The sequence below is a fragment of the Streptomyces sp. NPDC036822 genome (assembly GCF_055609145.1).
This window is the reverse complement of record NZ_JBVJPY010000003.1, coordinates 390491-406669: the sequence shown is the minus strand read 5'-3', so window position 1 is coordinate 406669 and position 16179 is coordinate 390491. Positions and strand designations below refer to the sequence as shown.

General features: G+C 73.1%; 14 protein-coding genes. 11 read left to right on the top strand and 3 right to left on the bottom strand.

Annotation, left to right across the window (positions count from 1 at the left end):
- Positions 1–25: 25 nt before the first annotated feature.
- From ACZ68P_RS09355 to ACZ68P_RS09340, 4 genes are all read left to right on the top strand, one after another.
- On the top strand, positions 26–2605 hold the full coding sequence (locus ACZ68P_RS09355) for an FG-GAP-like repeat-containing protein (RefSeq protein ID WP_471004472.1): 2580 nt from the start codon (positions 26–28) through the stop codon (positions 2603–2605).
- 307 nt (positions 2606–2912) lie between these two features.
- Positions 2913–3467, top strand: coding sequence for a DUF5994 family protein (locus ACZ68P_RS09350; RefSeq protein WP_471004470.1), 555 nt, complete (start codon positions 2913–2915; stop codon positions 3465–3467).
- Positions 3468–3471: 4 nt separating this feature from the next.
- A complete protein-coding gene (locus ACZ68P_RS09345; RefSeq protein ID WP_471004468.1) occupies positions 3472–3681 on the top strand; it encodes a hypothetical protein in 210 nt (69 codons plus the stop codon).
- A 99-nt stretch (positions 3682–3780) separates the two neighbouring features.
- Positions 3781–4068 carry a hypothetical protein gene (locus tag ACZ68P_RS09340; RefSeq protein ID WP_471004466.1) on the top strand — a complete coding sequence of 96 codons (288 nt, stop codon included), beginning with the start codon at positions 3781–3783 and terminating at the stop codon, positions 4066–4068.
- 118 nt (positions 4069–4186) lie between these two features.
- Here ACZ68P_RS09340 and ACZ68P_RS09335 read toward each other — a convergent pair whose 3' ends face one another.
- Entirely contained in the window at positions 4187–5455 is a 1269-nt protein-coding gene (locus ACZ68P_RS09335) for an ATP-binding protein (protein WP_471004464.1), read from the bottom strand.
- A 261-nt stretch (positions 5456–5716) separates the two neighbouring features.
- Here ACZ68P_RS09335 and ACZ68P_RS09330 point away from each other — a divergent pair, with 261 nt between their 5' ends.
- From ACZ68P_RS09330 to ACZ68P_RS09310, 5 genes are all read left to right on the top strand, one after another.
- Positions 5717–7684 (top strand): flavin monoamine oxidase family protein, encoded by a 1968-nt coding sequence (locus tag ACZ68P_RS09330; protein WP_471004462.1) that lies wholly within the window; start codon positions 5717–5719, stop codon positions 7682–7684.
- A 202-nt stretch (positions 7685–7886) separates the two neighbouring features.
- Positions 7887–8180: a hypothetical protein gene (locus ACZ68P_RS09325; protein WP_471004460.1), complete on the top strand. Its 294-nt coding sequence runs from the start codon at positions 7887–7889 to the stop codon at positions 8178–8180.
- A 4-nt stretch (positions 8181–8184) separates the two neighbouring features.
- A complete protein-coding gene (locus tag ACZ68P_RS09320; protein WP_471004458.1) occupies positions 8185–8925 on the top strand; it encodes a PP2C family protein-serine/threonine phosphatase in 741 nt (246 codons plus the stop codon).
- Positions 8926–9019: 94 nt separating this feature from the next.
- Positions 9020–9931 (top strand): sigma-70 family RNA polymerase sigma factor, encoded by a 912-nt coding sequence (locus tag ACZ68P_RS09315; RefSeq protein ID WP_471004456.1) that lies wholly within the window; start codon positions 9020–9022, stop codon positions 9929–9931.
- 236 nt (positions 9932–10167) lie between these two features.
- Positions 10168–11823 (top strand): glycosyltransferase family 2 protein, encoded by a 1656-nt coding sequence (locus ACZ68P_RS09310; protein ID WP_471004454.1) that lies wholly within the window; start codon positions 10168–10170, stop codon positions 11821–11823.
- Positions 11824–11979: 156 nt separating this feature from the next.
- Here ACZ68P_RS09310 and ACZ68P_RS09305 read toward each other — a convergent pair whose 3' ends face one another.
- Together ACZ68P_RS09305 and ACZ68P_RS09300 are read right to left on the bottom strand one after the other, a co-directional pair.
- Complete coding sequence (locus ACZ68P_RS09305; protein ID WP_471004452.1) at positions 11980–12342, bottom strand: GntR family transcriptional regulator; 363 nt, start codon at positions 12340–12342, stop codon at positions 11980–11982.
- A gap of 2 nt (positions 12343–12344) precedes the next feature.
- The gene (locus tag ACZ68P_RS09300; protein ID WP_471004450.1) at positions 12345–13298 is read right to left on the bottom strand and encodes a hypothetical protein; all 954 of its coding nucleotides are present in this window, start codon (positions 13296–13298) and stop codon (positions 12345–12347) included.
- Between the two features lie 182 nt (positions 13299–13480).
- Between ACZ68P_RS09300 and ACZ68P_RS09295 the strand changes: the two genes are divergently transcribed.
- Together ACZ68P_RS09295 and abc-f are read left to right on the top strand one after the other, a co-directional pair.
- Entirely contained in the window at positions 13481–14425 is a 945-nt protein-coding gene (locus ACZ68P_RS09295) for a nucleoside hydrolase (protein WP_471004448.1), read from the top strand.
- 151 nt (positions 14426–14576) lie between these two features.
- The gene (gene abc-f / locus ACZ68P_RS09290; protein ID WP_471004446.1) at positions 14577–16166 is read left to right on the top strand and encodes a ribosomal protection-like ABC-F family protein; all 1590 of its coding nucleotides are present in this window, start codon (positions 14577–14579) and stop codon (positions 16164–16166) included.
- The last annotated feature ends 13 nt before the right edge of the window (positions 16167–16179 follow it).

The following is a 16179-nucleotide window of genomic DNA, read 5'->3' as shown; positions in this document are numbered from 1 at the left end:
GAAGCCAGGAAAGGCAGTTCCCTCCATGCCCCGCACCGCATTCGGGTCCAGCAGGACGAGAGTCGTGGCGACCGCCCTCGTTCTCGGGTTGGCCACCACCGGGCTCGCAGCCATACCCGTGGCCGCCGCCGAGACCACCACCTACCCCACGTTCGGCAGCGCCTTCAACAACGCGGGTATCGCCACGCAGGCCGATCCGGGTGTGGCGAACCTCGACGGCAGCGGCGACAGCCTGTCGGCCGACGCGCTCAGCGCCGCCGGGTGGACGCGGGGAGCGCGCGTCACGGTCAACGGCACCACCTACACGCTCCCCGACGTAGCGCCCGGCCAGCCGGACAACGTCGTCGCCGACGGCCAGCGGGTCCCCGTGGCCGGTGCCGGCAACGCCCTCGGCTTCCTGCTCACGGCCACCGGGGGCGCGGTGACCGGGTCCGGCACGGTGCACTACAGCGACGGCAGCACCTCGGCGTACACGCTGGACGGCGTCGGTGACTGGGAGGCCGGGAACACGGTCGCCGCGGCCGTCGTCCTCGACCGCTCGGCGCGCGGCACCACCCCCGTGAAGCTGTTCGCGGTCACCGTCCCCCTCACCGCGGGCAAGACGGTCGCCTCGGTCACCCTGCCCACCGCCCCCGCCGGCGGACAGCGTCTGCACGTCTTCTCCGTGGCCGTACGCAGCACACCGGCCGCGCCCGGCGGAGCCTCCTGGACCGGTAGCTGGGCCGCGTCCTTCGGCAACGCGGCGTCCACCTCCATGGATATCGGATACCCCGACTGGACGAACCAGACCCTCCGGATGGTCGTCAACCCGCACACCAGCGGCAGCACGGTCCGCCTGCGGTTCGCCAACACGTTCTCTCCCGACCCGCTGAAGCTCGGTCACGTCACGGTCGCCACGCAGTCCGCCGGGGGAACCGCCACGCAGACCCCGGTCACCCTGACGTTCGGCGGCAGTCAGCAGGCCACCCTTCCGGCCGGCGGCGAACTCGTCAGCGACCCGGTCGCCTTCCCTGTCACCGCCGGGAAGAACCTGCTGGTCAGCTACTACCTGCCGGGTACGGTGAAGTTCTTCGCCCACCACGCGTACACCAAGGCCACCTCGTACTCCACCGTCTGGAAGGGCGGCGACCGGACGACCTCCGTGGATCAGAACGCCTTCCCGTACGACAAGGTCCAATTCTGGGGCGTGGTCAGCGGTGTCGACGTGGCCACGAGCGGAAACCCGGGAACCGTGGTCGCCCTCGGAGATTCCCAGACCGACGCCGGCCACAGCAGCCTGAACGCGAACAAGCGCTACCCCGACTTCTACGCGAGCTTCCTCAAGCAGAAGGGCGACGGCAGGGGGGTCCTCAACGCCGGCCTCAACGGAAACCGGATCGCCGAGGACCGCACTGGGGGACTCGGCCCCAGCGCGGTCACCCGCCTCGACCGCGACGTCTTCTCCCAGCCCAACGTCCGTGAGGTCGTTCTCTACGAGGGCGTGAACGACATCATCATCGACGGCGCGTCGGCGGCCACGGTCACTCACGCCATCCGGACAATCGCGTCCCAGGCCCGCGCCCGAGGGGTCCGGGTCACCGTCGCCACCATTCCGGGCTTCTCCGGCTACAGCCAGACCGCATCGAACTTCCGCGTTCGGGAGGCCGTCCGGCAGACGGTGAACGACTACATCCGCACCACGAGCGACATCGACGACTACATCGACTTCGACGTCGCCACCAAGGACCTCGACGACCCCTACGCCCTTCGGCCTTCGGTCGCGGGCACCGACAAGCTGCACTTCAACGACGCCGGCACGGAGCTCCTCGGCCGCACGCTGGCCGACCGCATCCCTCGGGCGTCGCTCCCCATGGGAGAGACCGTGTCCGCCGACTTCAACGGCGACTCGATCTCCGACCTCCTGGCGCGGCACGATCCGACGGGCACCCTGAAGATGTGGCTCGGCCGGGGCGACGGCACCTTCACCGCCGCGAAGGACCTCACCGGCGGCTGGCAGAACTACTCCCAGACCGTCGCCGGGGACTTCACCGGCGACGGCAAGGCCGACATCATGGCTCGCTACGAGGGCCCTGATGCGAGTGTGCCGCGGAACACGCTCCGCCTGTGGATCAACCAGGGTGACGGCAAATTCCTCAGCCCCACCAACGTGACCGGCGGCTGGAACTTCACCCAGACCGCCGCGGCCGACTTCGACGGCAACGGCAAGACCGACCTCATCGCCAAGGACGCCGACGGCGACCTCAAGATCTGGGCCGGCCGCGGCGACGGCACCTTCAACGCCCCGGCGCACCTCACCGCCGGCTGGGACTTCGCCCAGACCATCGCAGCCGACTTCAACGAGGACGGGCGGGCCGACATCATCGCCCGCGACCCCGCCACCGACTCGCTCAAGATGTGGACCCACAACGCGGGCGGCTACTTCAACGCCCCCGTCCACGTCACCTACGGCTGGAAGTTCTCGCAGACCACCGCGGCCGGCGACATCGACGGCGACGGCAAGGCGGACCTGCTCGCCCGGGACGACGCCACGGGAAAGCTGAAGGCATGGTCGGGCCGGGGCGACACCACGTTCGGTGCGGCCCGGGACGTGACGGGCGGCTGGTGACCCCGAGGCGGGACATGCGCTCGTGACCGAAGCCCCAGGTCGTCTCGTCGACCTGGGGCTTCGCCGGTTCCCGGACCTTTCCGGACACCGGTCCCTGGCTCCTCTCAGGGCTGCCGCCCCCGGCGGTGGGTCACCCACGCGGTACTCCCCCCGATGTCGTCCTACGGACACCACTCGTCCGCCCCCGGGGCGGAGTACGCTTCAAGTACCGGGAGTAACTCGAACACCCGCTCCCACGCGGACGTCGTTTCCGGCGATCAAGACACTGGGCCGTCCTGCAGGACGGCCCGGAGACGGGTCCGCGATCATGACCGCCACCCTCGCACCCCCGCTGCCGTCGCGCCTGTCGCTGACGCCGAAGACCTCCCTTTCCGGCCTGCTGGACGGCGCTTGGTGGCCCCGTTCACGCGACCTCGCGGCCGAGCTTCCCGCGCTGGTCGACGCGCTGGAGGCCCGCTTCGGACGCATCACGCGCGTCATGGTGAACCCCACCCGTTGGCCCGTCATCCCGCACAAGGTCCCCGTCACTGGGCACACCGTGCACGTCGGCTGGTTCACCGAGCAGGACCCCGACAAGGTCATCCTGCTCTCCTACACCGTCGGCCGCTGCGACCTGCTGGTGATCCCGCCCGAGACCGAACCCGCCGCCGCGGCCCGCTTCATGACCGTCGCCGCCGTCCCCGGCAGCGCCCTCCCGGCCGGTGTGCTGATGTCCGACGAAGGAACGACCGAACGCCGCATGCGGGAGGCCCGAGGCCGTGAGGACGCCTGGGAGACCGACGGCGGGTCGGCCCCGCCGCCCGTCCGGCACCCCGTCATCGGCGCGCGGATGATTTCCGTGCCGGGCGTCACGGGGAGATGACGACATGGAGATCCTGATCACGCTCGCGGCAGGCGCCTTCCTGATCATGCTCGGCATGACCCTGATCCACCGGCTCAACGCCCAGCACGAGGCACGCATCGCGGCCTACCACTTCAGCGCCCCGTACCCCGCCCTCGCCCGGCCGCCCGGCCGGGGCCATCAGAAGCAGCAAGGGCAGACTCCCGGCCACCGGCGCACCGGCACCTGGCCCTGATCCCCACAGACCACTCCTCCGACCGAAGGCCGCGGGTGGGGCACCCGACACCCGGGACAACCCACCCGCCGGCCTCTCGCTTCGCCCCGAAGGGGACCCATGCGACACGCAGTCGAGAACCAGTTCGCCGACGAGAACGAGACACTGCCGCAGGCAGGCCACGCCGAGATCCGGATCGTCGCCGCCACCCCCGAGGCCGCCCGCGCGGTCGCCGAAGTGATCCGGAACTCCTTCGCCGGGACGGAACAGCGCAGCTATCCCGTTCCCGACGGCGGCACCCGGCTCCACCTCACCGTGGACACCGGATCCGCCGCCGCGTCCGGCCTCTCCTGGCTCACCACCAGCGAGGCGTCCGCCCTCACCGGTACCCACGTCGACGAGGTCTGAGCCGGGACGCCGCGACGCCGGACGCCCGGGACGCCGAGAGACCGGAGGCCACGACGCCGGACATCGCCGGGACGTCGGACGCCGCGACACCCGACGCCGGACGGCCGGACGCCAGGCGTCAGAGGCGGGCGAAGTCCCGCGTCTGCTGGGCGAACTCCTGGGTCATGGCGGCGCTGACGGTGGGTCTGGTGTCGCCGAGGGTGTCCAGGTAGTCGTCGGTGGTGGGGCGCGCCCGGGTGCCGGTGTCGAAGGTGCGCTCGAACTGGAGCTGCGAGACGGTACGGGCCACATGGGCGATGTCGGCGGGGGTGAAGCCCTCACTGGCGGACGCCAGCGCCGCGCTGTCGGCCTCCGCGCCCGCCCGGTCCAGGTAGCTCTCCCACAGCGCGGTCCTCGCACGGTGGTCGGGAGGGCCGATGGGCAGGACGTAGTCGAAACGGCCGTGCCGCAGGAACGCGGGGTCGAGCGTGGTCACGTTGTTCGTGGCGCACACGAGCAGCCGCCCCTCCTGCCCGCGGAACCGGACGATCGCCTTGAGCAGTTCGTTGACGACGCCGACCGCGGTCGCGTCCGCACCGCTGCGTGTCCCGGCGACCTCCTCGACCTCGTCGATGAAGACCAGGCCGTGGTCGAGCTGGGCGATCTCGTCGAAGCGCCGGTTCAGCCCGTTCGCCAGCCCGTACTCGGCGGCCAGGCGCGCGGGGAACAGTTCGAGGAACGGCCATCCCAGGCGGCTCGCGATCGCGTGCGCGAACGTGCTCTTCCCGGTCCCCGGCGGACCGAACAGCATCACCGCGCGCGGCGGCTCCACGCCGTGCTGGGCGGCCAGTTCCGGATGGGCCAGCGGCAGCACCAGACGTCGTTCGACGAGCCGCTTCTCCCTCTGCATGCCCGCGACCTTCTGCCACAGCCCCCCGGGCGGCAGCTCCGCCCCGATCGAGGCGAGCATGCCGACCTCCTGAGCGGTCACCGGCCCGCGCTTCTCGAAGAAGACCAGGTCCGGGCGGTCGCCGAAGCCGCAGTTGCGCAGGGCGGCGGCGCCCGTCCCGCCCTCGGGCAGAGCCGCGTGCACCGTCCGGACGCCCCCGGCGAACAGCCGGTGCTCCAGAGCCGTGACCAGGTTGCTGCCGAGTCCCCTGCGCCGCCAGGCGGGCGCCATGCAGATGCGCAGGATCCACGCCCTGTCACCCTCCACCCGGCTCACCGCGGCGCCGACCACCACCTCGTCCGCCGTGGCCACCACCGCCGGGTGGAGGGCCTGGAGGGCCGCCACGGTGTCCGAGAGGGGGAAGAGCGGCGGCTCCTCGGCCGTACCGCTCTCCGCGTCGAGCCGGACCAGCGCTTCGAGATCGTCCTGGGCGTAGTCCCTGACCCGCCAACCCGTCATGATCAGCTCCGCGTGTTCGGCCGTACTCCCATCATCGGCCGAGGTGCGCGTGACGCGCGCGGGGGGCGGTTCAGGCCCGCCACCGCAGGGCCGGGGCGGGCCCGCGGCGGCGGCGCGCGAGAGGAACCGCCCGGGCCGGCGCGGGGGACGGGAGCGGTCTGTTCGTCAGCTTTACGGAGGGTAGCGCCACGTTCGGGTGATTACCGACCGAAAAACCGCTTCCGGGCGTTCCGCGCCTCGGCGACCCGCCAGAGTTACTCCATGATCATCGAGCCGGCGCAGAGCCCTCTCCCCTCCGACGCGCCCCACGACCAGCCGTCCCCCTCGCCCTCGCCCGGGCCGTCCCGCCGCACCCTGATCGCCGGGGCGGGCGCCGTCGCCGGGGCGGGGGTCGTGCCCGTCGCCGTCGGGGCCTCAGGTGGGGCCGAGGCCGTCGCGGCGCCCGTCGCCGCGGGGACGGACTGGGCCGCCTGCCTGACGGTCGCCCGGGCCATCCTCGTACGGGACGAGGAGGACGAGCCGCTGGCGCCCCGTTACGCGGACATCCTGCTGCGGGACGGGCTGCCCCGGGGCCGGCGCCGCAGGAACGTGCTCGTCGTCGGAGCCGGGCCCGCCGGGCTCACCGCCGCGCACCTCCTGCGCGAGGCCGGGCACCGCGTCACCGTCATCGAGGCCAACGGCAACCGCGTGGGCGGGCGGATCAAGACGTTCCGCGCGGGCGGGCACGAGCAGGCCGCCCCGCCCTTCGCCGACCCCAAGCAGTACGCCGAGGCCGGCGCGATGCGGATCCCCGACAGCCACCCCCTGGTCACCGGGCTCATCGACAGCCTCGGCCTCAAGCGCCGGCGCTTCCACCTCGTGGATGTCGACGCGACCGGCCGCCCCGCCTACCGCACCTGGATCCTCGTCAACGGCATCCGCGTCCGCCGCGCCGACTACGCCACCGCACCGCAGGCCGTCAACCGTTCCTTCGGCGTGCCCGCGCGCTACGAGTCCGTCCCCGCCTCGCGGATCGTGCGCGAGGCCTTCGCCCCCGTACGGGCGGAGATCGAGGGCAAGCAGGGCAAGGCCCTCGTCGAGGGCTGGGCCCGCGTCGTCCAGCGGTACGGCCACATGTCCATGTACCGCTACCTGACCGACGAGGCGAAGCTCGACGAGCGGACGGTCGACCTCGTCGGGACCGTCGAGAACCTCACCTCCCGTCTCCACCTCGCCTTCATCCACAGCTTCATCGGCGCCTCCCTGATCAGCCCGGACACCGCCTTCTTCGAACTCCCCGACGGCACGGGCACCTTGGTCGACGCGCTCTACGAGCGGGTGGAGGACCTCGTACGGCTCGACCGGCGTGCCACCCGGATCACCCACGGGGACGGCAAGGTCACCATCGACACCGTCTCGGAGGGCCGCGGCCGCCGCGGAGTCGAGCGGGAGACGTTCACCGGCGACACCGCGATCATCACCGTCCCGTTCTCCGGCCTCCGCCACATCCCCGTCACCCCCGCCCTCTCTTACGGCAAGCGGCGGGCCGTCACCGAGCTCCACTACGACGCCGCCACCAAGGTGCTCCTGGAGTTCAGCCGCCGCTGGTGGGAGTTCGACGAGGCCGACTGGAAGCGCGAGCTGGAGGCCGTACGGCCCGGGCTGCACCGCGCGTACCGGCTCGGCCGGACCCCGCACGACGGCAGCCTGCTGGGCGCCCACCCCTCCGTCCCCCGGGGTCACATCTCGGCCGGGCAGCGCACCCACTACGCCGCCTGCCGCCACGTCGCCCGCGACCAGCCCGAGGCGGCCCACGTCGTCGGCGGCGGTTCGGCCACCGACAACCCCAACCGCTTCATGTTCCAGCCGTCCTACCCCGTCGAGGGCAGCCCGGGCGGAGTCGTCCTCGCCTCCTACAGCTGGTCCGACGACGCTCTGAAGTGGGACGCCTTCGACGACGAGGAGCGCTACCCGCGGGCGCTCGCCGGGCTGCAGGAGGTGTACGGGCAGCGGATCGAGGTGTTCTACACCGGCGTCGGCCGCACCCAGTCGTGGATGCGCGACCCGTACGCCTACGGCGAGGCCTCCGTCCTCCTCCCCGGCCAGCACACCGAGCTGTTCCCGCACATCCGCAGGCCCGAGGGCAGCCTGCACTTCGCCGGCTGCCACACGTCGATCAAGCCCGCGTGGATCGAGGGCGCGCTGGAGTCGGCGGTCCGGACCGCCCTGGAGGTCCACCTGGCCGAGTGACGGGGCACGGATGCGGGCCGGGGGGACGAGCGGCGCGCCGGTGCGCACGGGCGGCGGTGGTGGCGCCCGTGCCACCCGTCCGGGGCAAGACGCGACGGGCTCGGGTGCCGGGCCCGTGCCGGCGTGGTGTGCTGGGCGTGGGCAGAGGCCGCCACGGGGCGGCGGGGGACGGCCCCCGCATCCGTACGAGGAGAGACCACCCATGGCGATCCTGATCCATGCCGTACTCCCCGGCGTCACGACCGAGCAGTACGACGCCCTCAGCGCGAGGCTCCAGGAGGTGCCCGGCATCTTCCAGGGCTGCCTCTCCCACACCTGCGTACAGGCCGACGGCGGCCTGGAGGTCTTCGACCTGTGGGAGTCCGAAGCCGACATGGACCGGTTCGGCGAGCAGATGATGCCCATCGCGCAGAGCATGGGCTTCGCACAGGACGCCGGGCGGCCGAAGGTCCTGCGGGTTCACCGCTACATGCTTCCCGGTGCCGGTACACAATGAAGGTGTGGCCTATGTCGCGGTGACCGCACTCAGCCACGACGGGCTGGTGCGCGAGCACAACGAGGACAGCCTGGCCGTGGGGCCGTGGATCCTGTGCGGAACCGTCACCGAGACCCCGCAGACCTTCGTCTTCCCGCTCGGCAGGCCGCTCGTCGTCGCGGTCGCCGACGGGCTCGGGGGGCAGCCCGCCGGCGAGGTGGCCAGTGCCCTGGTCGTGCGGCGGCTCTCGTGGCTCGGGCCCTCGCTGGACGGGGAGGAAGCCGTCCGCGACGCCGTGGAGCTGTGCAACCGCGCGGTGTACGAGGCCGCCGGCGACGATCCGGCGCTCTCCACGATGGGGACCACCGTCGCCGGCGTCGTCGTGCTCGGTGACGCCCTGCTGTCGTTCAACGTCGGCGACAGCAAGGTGTACGACGCCACCGGGGACGCGTTGCGCCAGGTCAGCGTGGACGACAGCCCGCCGCCGGCGCCCGGGCACCGGACCACGTCCGTGGTGACGCAGACCCTCGGCGGCAGCCCGGACTTCACCGCCGTCACCCCGCACGTCTCGTCCGCCCCGCTGGCCGTCGGGCACCGGCGCCTGGTGTGCAGCGACGGCCTGACCGATCCCGTACCGGACGACGAGATCGCCGCCCTGCTGCGGGTGCACGACGACGGCCGGGCCGCCTTCGAGCTGTGGAAGGCCGCCATCGACGCCGGAGGCCCCGACAACATCACGCTCGCGCTGGTACGCGTAGGGGAGTAGGCGCCGGATGTGGACACCCGCGTCAACGTCCGTGCTCACTCGCTAGGTTGAACACGTACCGCTTCCCCTTTCCCCTGCGCGAGGACACCGACCGATGGACGACCCCGGCCTGCCGATCGAGCGTTTCGAGGAGCACCGCGGGCATCTGCGCGCCGTGGCCTACCGGATGCTCGGCTCGCTCGGCGAGGCCGAGGACGCCCTCCAGGAGGCGTGGCTGCGTGTCAGCCGCGCCGACGCCGGCCGGATCGAGAACGTGGGCGGCTGGCTGACCACCATCGTCGGGCGCGTCTGCCTGAACATGCTCCGCTCGCGGGAGCACCGGCGCGAGGACCCCCTCGACCCCTTCGACCGGCCGGGCTCCCCCGGCCGGGACGGGTCCGACCCGGCCCTCGTCCGCCAGCAGGCCGCCGACCCCGAACAGGAGGCCCTGCTGGCCGACTCCGTCGGAATGGCGCTCCTGGTCGTCCTGGACACGCTCACCCCGGCCGAGCGGCTCTCCTTCGTCCTGCACGACATGTTCGCCGTGCCGTTCGACGACATCGCGCCGATGATCGAGCGCACCCCGGCGGCGACCCGCCAGCTCGCGAGCCGGGCCCGGCGGCGCGTCAAGGGGGCCGCTCCGGGAGCCCACCCCGACGGGGTCCGGCAGCGCCGGCTCGTGGACGCCTTCCTGGCCGCGACGCGCGGCGGGGACTTCGACGCCCTGCTGCGGCTGCTGCATCCGGACGTCGTCCTGCGGGCCGACAGGTTCGTCGTCCCGACCGCCGAGCCGGTCGTCGTCCGCGGCGCCCGGACGGTGGCCGAGGGTGCGATGGCGGCGATGGGACGGGCGCGGTTCACCGGTCCCGCCCTCGTCGACGGCGCCGTCGGACTGGCGATGGCCCGCTCCGGCCGGCTGTTCCTGGTTCTCGGCTTCACGACGGCCGACGGCCTCATCACGGAGATCGACATCGTCGCCGACCCGGAGCGCCTGCCCGCGCTGGACATCGCCGTGATCGGCGGCTGACGCCACGACGGATGGCTCAACCGGCCTTCACACACGGTCGGATGAGAACATGGACGTACCGGCCTGAAGGCTGCATTCCAGGCGGTAGGATCCGCGCCAATCGATGCGGAGCCGGTCTCAGCAGCTGAGATCCGCCGGTACTTCCGGGCAATCGCCCCGCCGTACAGAACCACGACCTCGTTTTCCGCATCTTCCTCATCGCCGTATTCACCGTTTCCACACAGGGGGACCATTCGATGAACGTCCCGCGCACACCGAGGGTCTCCCTCGTCGTGCCCGTCTACAACGCCATGCCGTACCTGGAGCAGACGCTGGCCTCGATCGCGCAGCAGACCATCGGCATGGACGCCCTCGAGATCGTGGCCGTGGACGACGGCAGCACGGACGGCAGCGGCGAGGTCCTGGACCGGTGGGCGGAGAAGTACCCCTGGCGGATGAAGGTCGTCCATCAGGAGGCTTCCGGCGGGCCGAGCCGGCCGCGGAACGTGGGACTCGACCACGCGGAGGGAACGTACGTCTTCTTCCTCGACGGTGACGACTGCCTGGGGCCCGAGGCCCTGGAGCGGCTCGTGGCGATGGCCGAGAAGAACGACTCGGACGTCGTCCTGGCGAAGCTGGTCGGCGTGGGGCGGCGCGTGCCCAAGCAGGTCTTCGCCAAGAACGTCGACAAGGCCGACCTGTCGAAGGGCGACATCTACTACACCCTCATGCCGTTCAAGCTGTTCCGGCGTGAGCTCATCGAGAAGCACGGCCTCCGGTTCCCGGAGCACATGCGCATCAGCGAGGACCAGCACTTCGTCGCGCGCGCCTATCTGCACAGCAAGGTGATCTCCGTCGTCGGCGACTACACCTGCTACTACGTCGTCAAGCGCGGCGACGACGGCAACATCACCGCGGACGGCATCGATCTCGAACTCTCCCTGCGTCAGGCGGCCGAGATGGTCGAGATGGTCACCGGCATGACCGAACCCGGTCCGCTGCGCGACCACTTGGTCTGCCGCCATGTGCGGGTGGAGATGCTGCGCCGGTTCGACGCGCGGTTCGTCGCCGCCGACGAGGCCGAGCGGGCGGCGCTCGTCGAGCTGGCCCGGCCGTACGCACGGGAGTGGGTCACTCCGGCGGTCCTGGCGAAGCTGAGCGTCGCCGAGCGGCTGGTCGCGCACTGCCTGCGCGAGGGGCTCGTCGAGGAGCTGGCCGGCGTGGTCGCCTGGGACCTCGCGGGCCGCCCGGGCAAGGCACGGGTCCGCGACGGCAAAGTGTACGCGGCTCCGCCGTTCCCCTCGGCCGACTCCCCCGAGTACGAGCGGCTCTGCGACATCACCGCTGTCACGGTCGGCGCCAGTCCGCGCCGCTGGGTGGACCGCCTCGCCTGGAAGGGCACCGTCCTCGAACTCTCCGGCTACGCCTACGTCGACCAGGTGGACACCGACGACCTGACCACCGACGTGGTGCTCCGCGACGCGCGCGGCGGCCGGGAGTTCGCCGTGCGCGCCGAACAGGTGCCCTCGCCCCACCTGACGGTCAGCCGCGGCAAGGAGACGTACGACTACGGCCGGGGCTGCTTCCGGGCCGCCGTCGACCTGGCCACCGTCGCCGACGGCGGCGCGCTCCCGAACGGCGACTGGCGCATCTCGCTGCGCTGCACCGCCCAGGGGGTGAGCGCGGAGGGCAGCCTCGGCGCGGCGCTCGGCGGCCGGATCTCGCGCCGGGCGGACGAGCACGCGCTGTCGCTCCCGGGTCCGGGCAAGCAGCTGCGCACGGGACGGGTCGGTCCGCGCGGCGGGGAGCTGGTCCTGCGGCTCAAGGCGGCCCCGTCGGCGCTGTCCGCCTACGCTGTCAGCATCGGCTGGAAGGCCGCCCGGGTGGTACGCGCCCGGGTCAACTGGCAGTAGGACGCGGCAGAACGGGGCGGGGGAATGCCGGGTACGCGGCGCGGGGCGACCCGTGCGCTGCCCGGGTGACCGGTAGTCCCTGGGGTGACCGGCACGCGTCGGCCCGGCTGACCGCACCCGCCGGCCTCGCCGGCCCCGCCGCGTCCGGTTCGTGCCTCAGGAGGCCGTCAGGCTGGTGCGGACCAGGGTCAGGACGTCCTCGTCCGACAGACCCAGCTCCCGGGCCTCGGCGACCACGGCGCGGACCCGGCCGACCAGGCGCGCCCGGTCCGGGACCGCCGCCCCCGGGACGATGACCGCGCCCCGGCCGCGGCGGAGTTCGATCAGCCCTTCCTCGCGCAGCCGCTGGTAGCCCCGCAGGACCGTGTGGACGTTGACGCCCAGGGAGTCGGCGAGCTCCCGGGCCGCCGGGAGGCGTTCGCCGGCCGTGGCCGAGCCGTCGGCGAGGGCGCCCCGGACGCAGGCGGCGATCTGGTCGCCCAGGGGGACGGCGGAGGCGGGATCGACCCGGAAGAGCATGGTCAGACCCTCCCACGGCGCTCGACCAGCGTGTTCAACAGGGCCGCCGCCGTGTCCGCGTCGGGCACGGTGACCGCGAACTCCCGACCGCCCTCGCGGCGGACGACCAGCGCCTCGCCCGACCGCAGGACCAGGCCGGTCCGATGGGCCCGGACGCGGTACCCCCAGCCGCCGAACTCGCGCAGCGCGTCGACGTCCCGGGCGACGGCCCCCTCGACGCCCTCCAGGGGGACGCCGACGCGGGGCCAGGGCGCCAGGGCGGGGCGGACGGTCACGCCGCGCCGGTCGACGGTGACCCGGACCCGCGCCAGGAGCAGGACCAGGAGGCCGGGGACGAGCAGGACGAGGCCGAGCCACCACGGCGCCGGGTACGCCCCGGCGAGGCCGGCCGGCCCGGCTGCCGCGGCCACGGCCCCGACGACCGTCATGGAGCGCGAGTCCGTCGCGCGGGACCAGCCGGCGACCTCGCTCGCGCCGAGCGGCAGCCGTGGCTCGTCCGCGCCGCCCGCCCCTGGCTTCCCGGGCTCCTGCGGTACGCACCGGGTCAGGGCCAGGCCCGCGAGGGCCGTGAGGGCCGCCGCCCCAACCGCGACCGTGAGGTTCACCAGCGGTGAGACGACCTGGCTCGCGTCGGCGGCGTCGAGGTTGTCCCGGAGGAGCAGGGCGAAGAGGGCCGTGGTGAAGCCGGCGGTCGCCCACGCTCCCCAGAGCGTGCCGCGGCGTGTCAGGAGCGTCCAGCCGGTCCCGACGGCGAGGAGCAGGCCGGAGCTGACGAGGACGAAGCCCGTCAGGCCGGTCAGGCCGTCGGCGCGGCCGCCGTCGGCGGTGGAGAAGTGGGTGGCCAGCGGGTCGGGCAGCCGGTCGCTCCAGAGCGCGAGGAGGGTGAGGTGGAGGACGAGCGCGAGCAGGAACGGGAGTGCGGTGAGCACTCTGAGACGGGTCGGGCCACGGTTCATCGGAGAGCCTCCCTCGGGCTATTTGTTTGTACTCTACTAGAACAAGTGGAGTTACGGCGGGAACTAGTGAGGGTGATGTCTCGCGCCCGTCGCGCCGCACCCAGGGCCGCCACGGCCCCGGAGTCCGGCGGCGCGCGGGCGCGGCGGGTGACCGTGCGGCGGGGTTGTGGGACCGTGGAGGCATGGCCGTACCCGTGATCCTCGACTGCGATCCCGGACACGACGACGCGTTCAACATCCTGCTGGCCGCGGCCCATCCGGCGATCGACCTGCTGGCCATCACCACCGTCGCGGGCAACCAGACGGTCGAGAGCACCACCCTGAACGCGCGCCGGGTGTGCACCGTCGCCGGGATCGAGGGGGTGCCCATCGCGCCCGGCCGGGACCGGCCGCTGCACGGCGCGCCCCTGGCCGGCGAGAACATCCACGGCGACTCCGGCCTCGACGGGCCCGGCTTCGGCGACGACGAGCCCCGGGTCCCGCGCGACCCCCGCGACGCGCTCACCCTCGTCCGGGACATCCTGCTCGCGCACCCCGCGCCGGTGACCCTCGTGGCGACCGGGCCGCTGTCGAACGTCGCGACCCTCCTGCTCGCGCACCCGGAGCTGAGCCACCGGATCGAGCGGATCGTGCTCATGGGCGGATCGACCGGGCGCGGCAACACCACCCCGGCGGCGGAGTTCAACATCCTCTGCGACCCGGAGGCGGCGGACATCGTCTTCACCTGCGGGCGCCCGGTGACGATGTTCGGCCTCAACGCCACCCACCAGGTGCGCGCGACCCCCGAGATCGTGTCGCGCATCGCGGCGCTCGGCACCCCGCTCGCCCGGCTCTGCGTCGAGCTGCTGACCTACTTCGCCGGGACCTACCGCGAGGTGTACGGCTTCGAGACCCCGCCCCTGCACGACCCGCTGACCGTGGCGCACCTGATCGACCCGTCGCTGATCAGCCTGGTCCGGGCGCCCGTGACGGTCGAGCTGGCGGGGACGTACACCCGCGGCGCGACGCTCGTGGACCTCGACGGGGTGACGGGGCGGCCCGCCAACGCGGAGGTGGGGATGGAGGTCGACGTCCCGGGGTTCTGGGACCTGATGATCGAGGCCGTGCGGGTCCTGGGCGACCGCTGAGAGCCGCCCCGTGACCCTCCGGCCGGGACTCCGGACCCGAGACGAGACGAAACGTCTTGCCAAAGAGGGCGCACCACCCTAGGATCGAGACAAGACGAAACGTCTCGTCTCGTATTACACGCGCCCCGCCGCCGACCGAAGGAATGCGCCCTTGTTCCGTGTCCTCCTCACCGACGTCGTCAAGCGCTACGACGACCGGCTCGTCCTCGACCGGGTCTCCCTCTCCGTCCGCGCCGGCGAACGCGTCGGCGTCGTCGGCGACAACGGCTCCGGGAAGTCCACCCTCCTCCGGCTCCTCGCCGGCCTGGAGGCCCCCGACAACGGCACCGTCACCGTCGAGTCCCCCGGCGGCAGCGGATACCTCGCCCAGACCCTGGACCTGCCCGGCACCGCACGCGTCGGCGACGCGGTCGACCTCGCGCTCGCCGGCGTACGGGACCTGGAGCGGCGGATCCGGACGGCCGAGGCCGCCCTGGCGCGCACGGGCGACCTCGACGGGTACGCGGAGCTGCTCGCCGCCTACGAGGCGCGCGGCGGGCGGGACGCCGACCGACGGGTCGGGACGACGCTCCGGCGGCTCGGGGAACCCCACCCGCTCGACCGCGACCGCCGGCTCGCCACCCTCTCCGGCGGGCAGCGCTCACGGCTCGCGCTCGCCGCGACGCTCGCCGCCGACCCCGAACTGCTGCTGCTCGACGAGCCGACCAACGACCTCGACGACGAGGCCGTCGCCTGGCTGGAGGAGCGGCTGCGCGCCCACCGGGGCACGGTCGTCGCCGTCACCCACGACCGGGTCTTCCTCGACCGGGTCACCACGACCGTCCTGGAGGTCGACCACGAACGGCGTCGCCTGCGGCGGTACGGCAACGGCTACACCGGCTATCTGGCCGGCCGGGCGGCCGAACGGGCGCGCTGGGAGCAGGAGTACGAGGACTGGCGGGCCGAGCTGGCGCGTCACTCGGCGCTCGCGGACGCCCACATCGACCGCTTCTCCGCGATCCCGCGCAAGGCACCGGCCTCCTTCAGCGGGGCGGGGGCCTTCCGGGCCCGGTCACGGGCGCACGGTGCGATGAGCCGCATCCGCGCGGCGCGGGAACGGCTCCAGCGGCTCACCGATCACCCGGTGGCGGCGCCACCGGAGCCGCTGCGCTTCACGGCGCGGGTCGAGGGGGAGCCGGCGGCGGTCGACCTGACCGGCGTACGGGTGGAGGGGCGGCTGCGCCTGGACTCCCTGCACCTGGGCGCCGGCGAACGGCTGCTCGTCACCGGGCCCAACGGCGCGGGCAAGACCACGCTCCTCCGGCTCCTCGCGCGCGAACTCCGCCCGGACAGCGGGTCGGTGACGGCCCCGCGCCGGGTCGGCGTGCTGCGCCAGGACCCGCCCGCCGTGCCCGACGGCCCCCGCACGGTGGCGGAGTCCTTCGGCGCGGACCGTGCCGAGGAGCTGCTCGCCCTGGGGCTCTTCACGGCGAAGGACCTGACCACCGAGGTCCGGCACCTGTCGGCCGGCGGGCGCCGCCGTCTGGAACTCGCCCACCTGGTCACCCGTCCGGCGGACCTGCTCCTCCTCGACGAGCCGACCAACCACCTCTCCCCCGGCCTGGTGGAGGAGCTCGACGCGGCCCTGGCCGTGTACCCGGGCACGCTGGTGATCGTCACCCACGACCGCCGTCTCCGGGAGGGTTTCCGGGGACGGCGTCTGGAACTGACGCCGTGGGCCGCCGCCCGGTGTCCGGCGTGAACGGCGGCCCGGG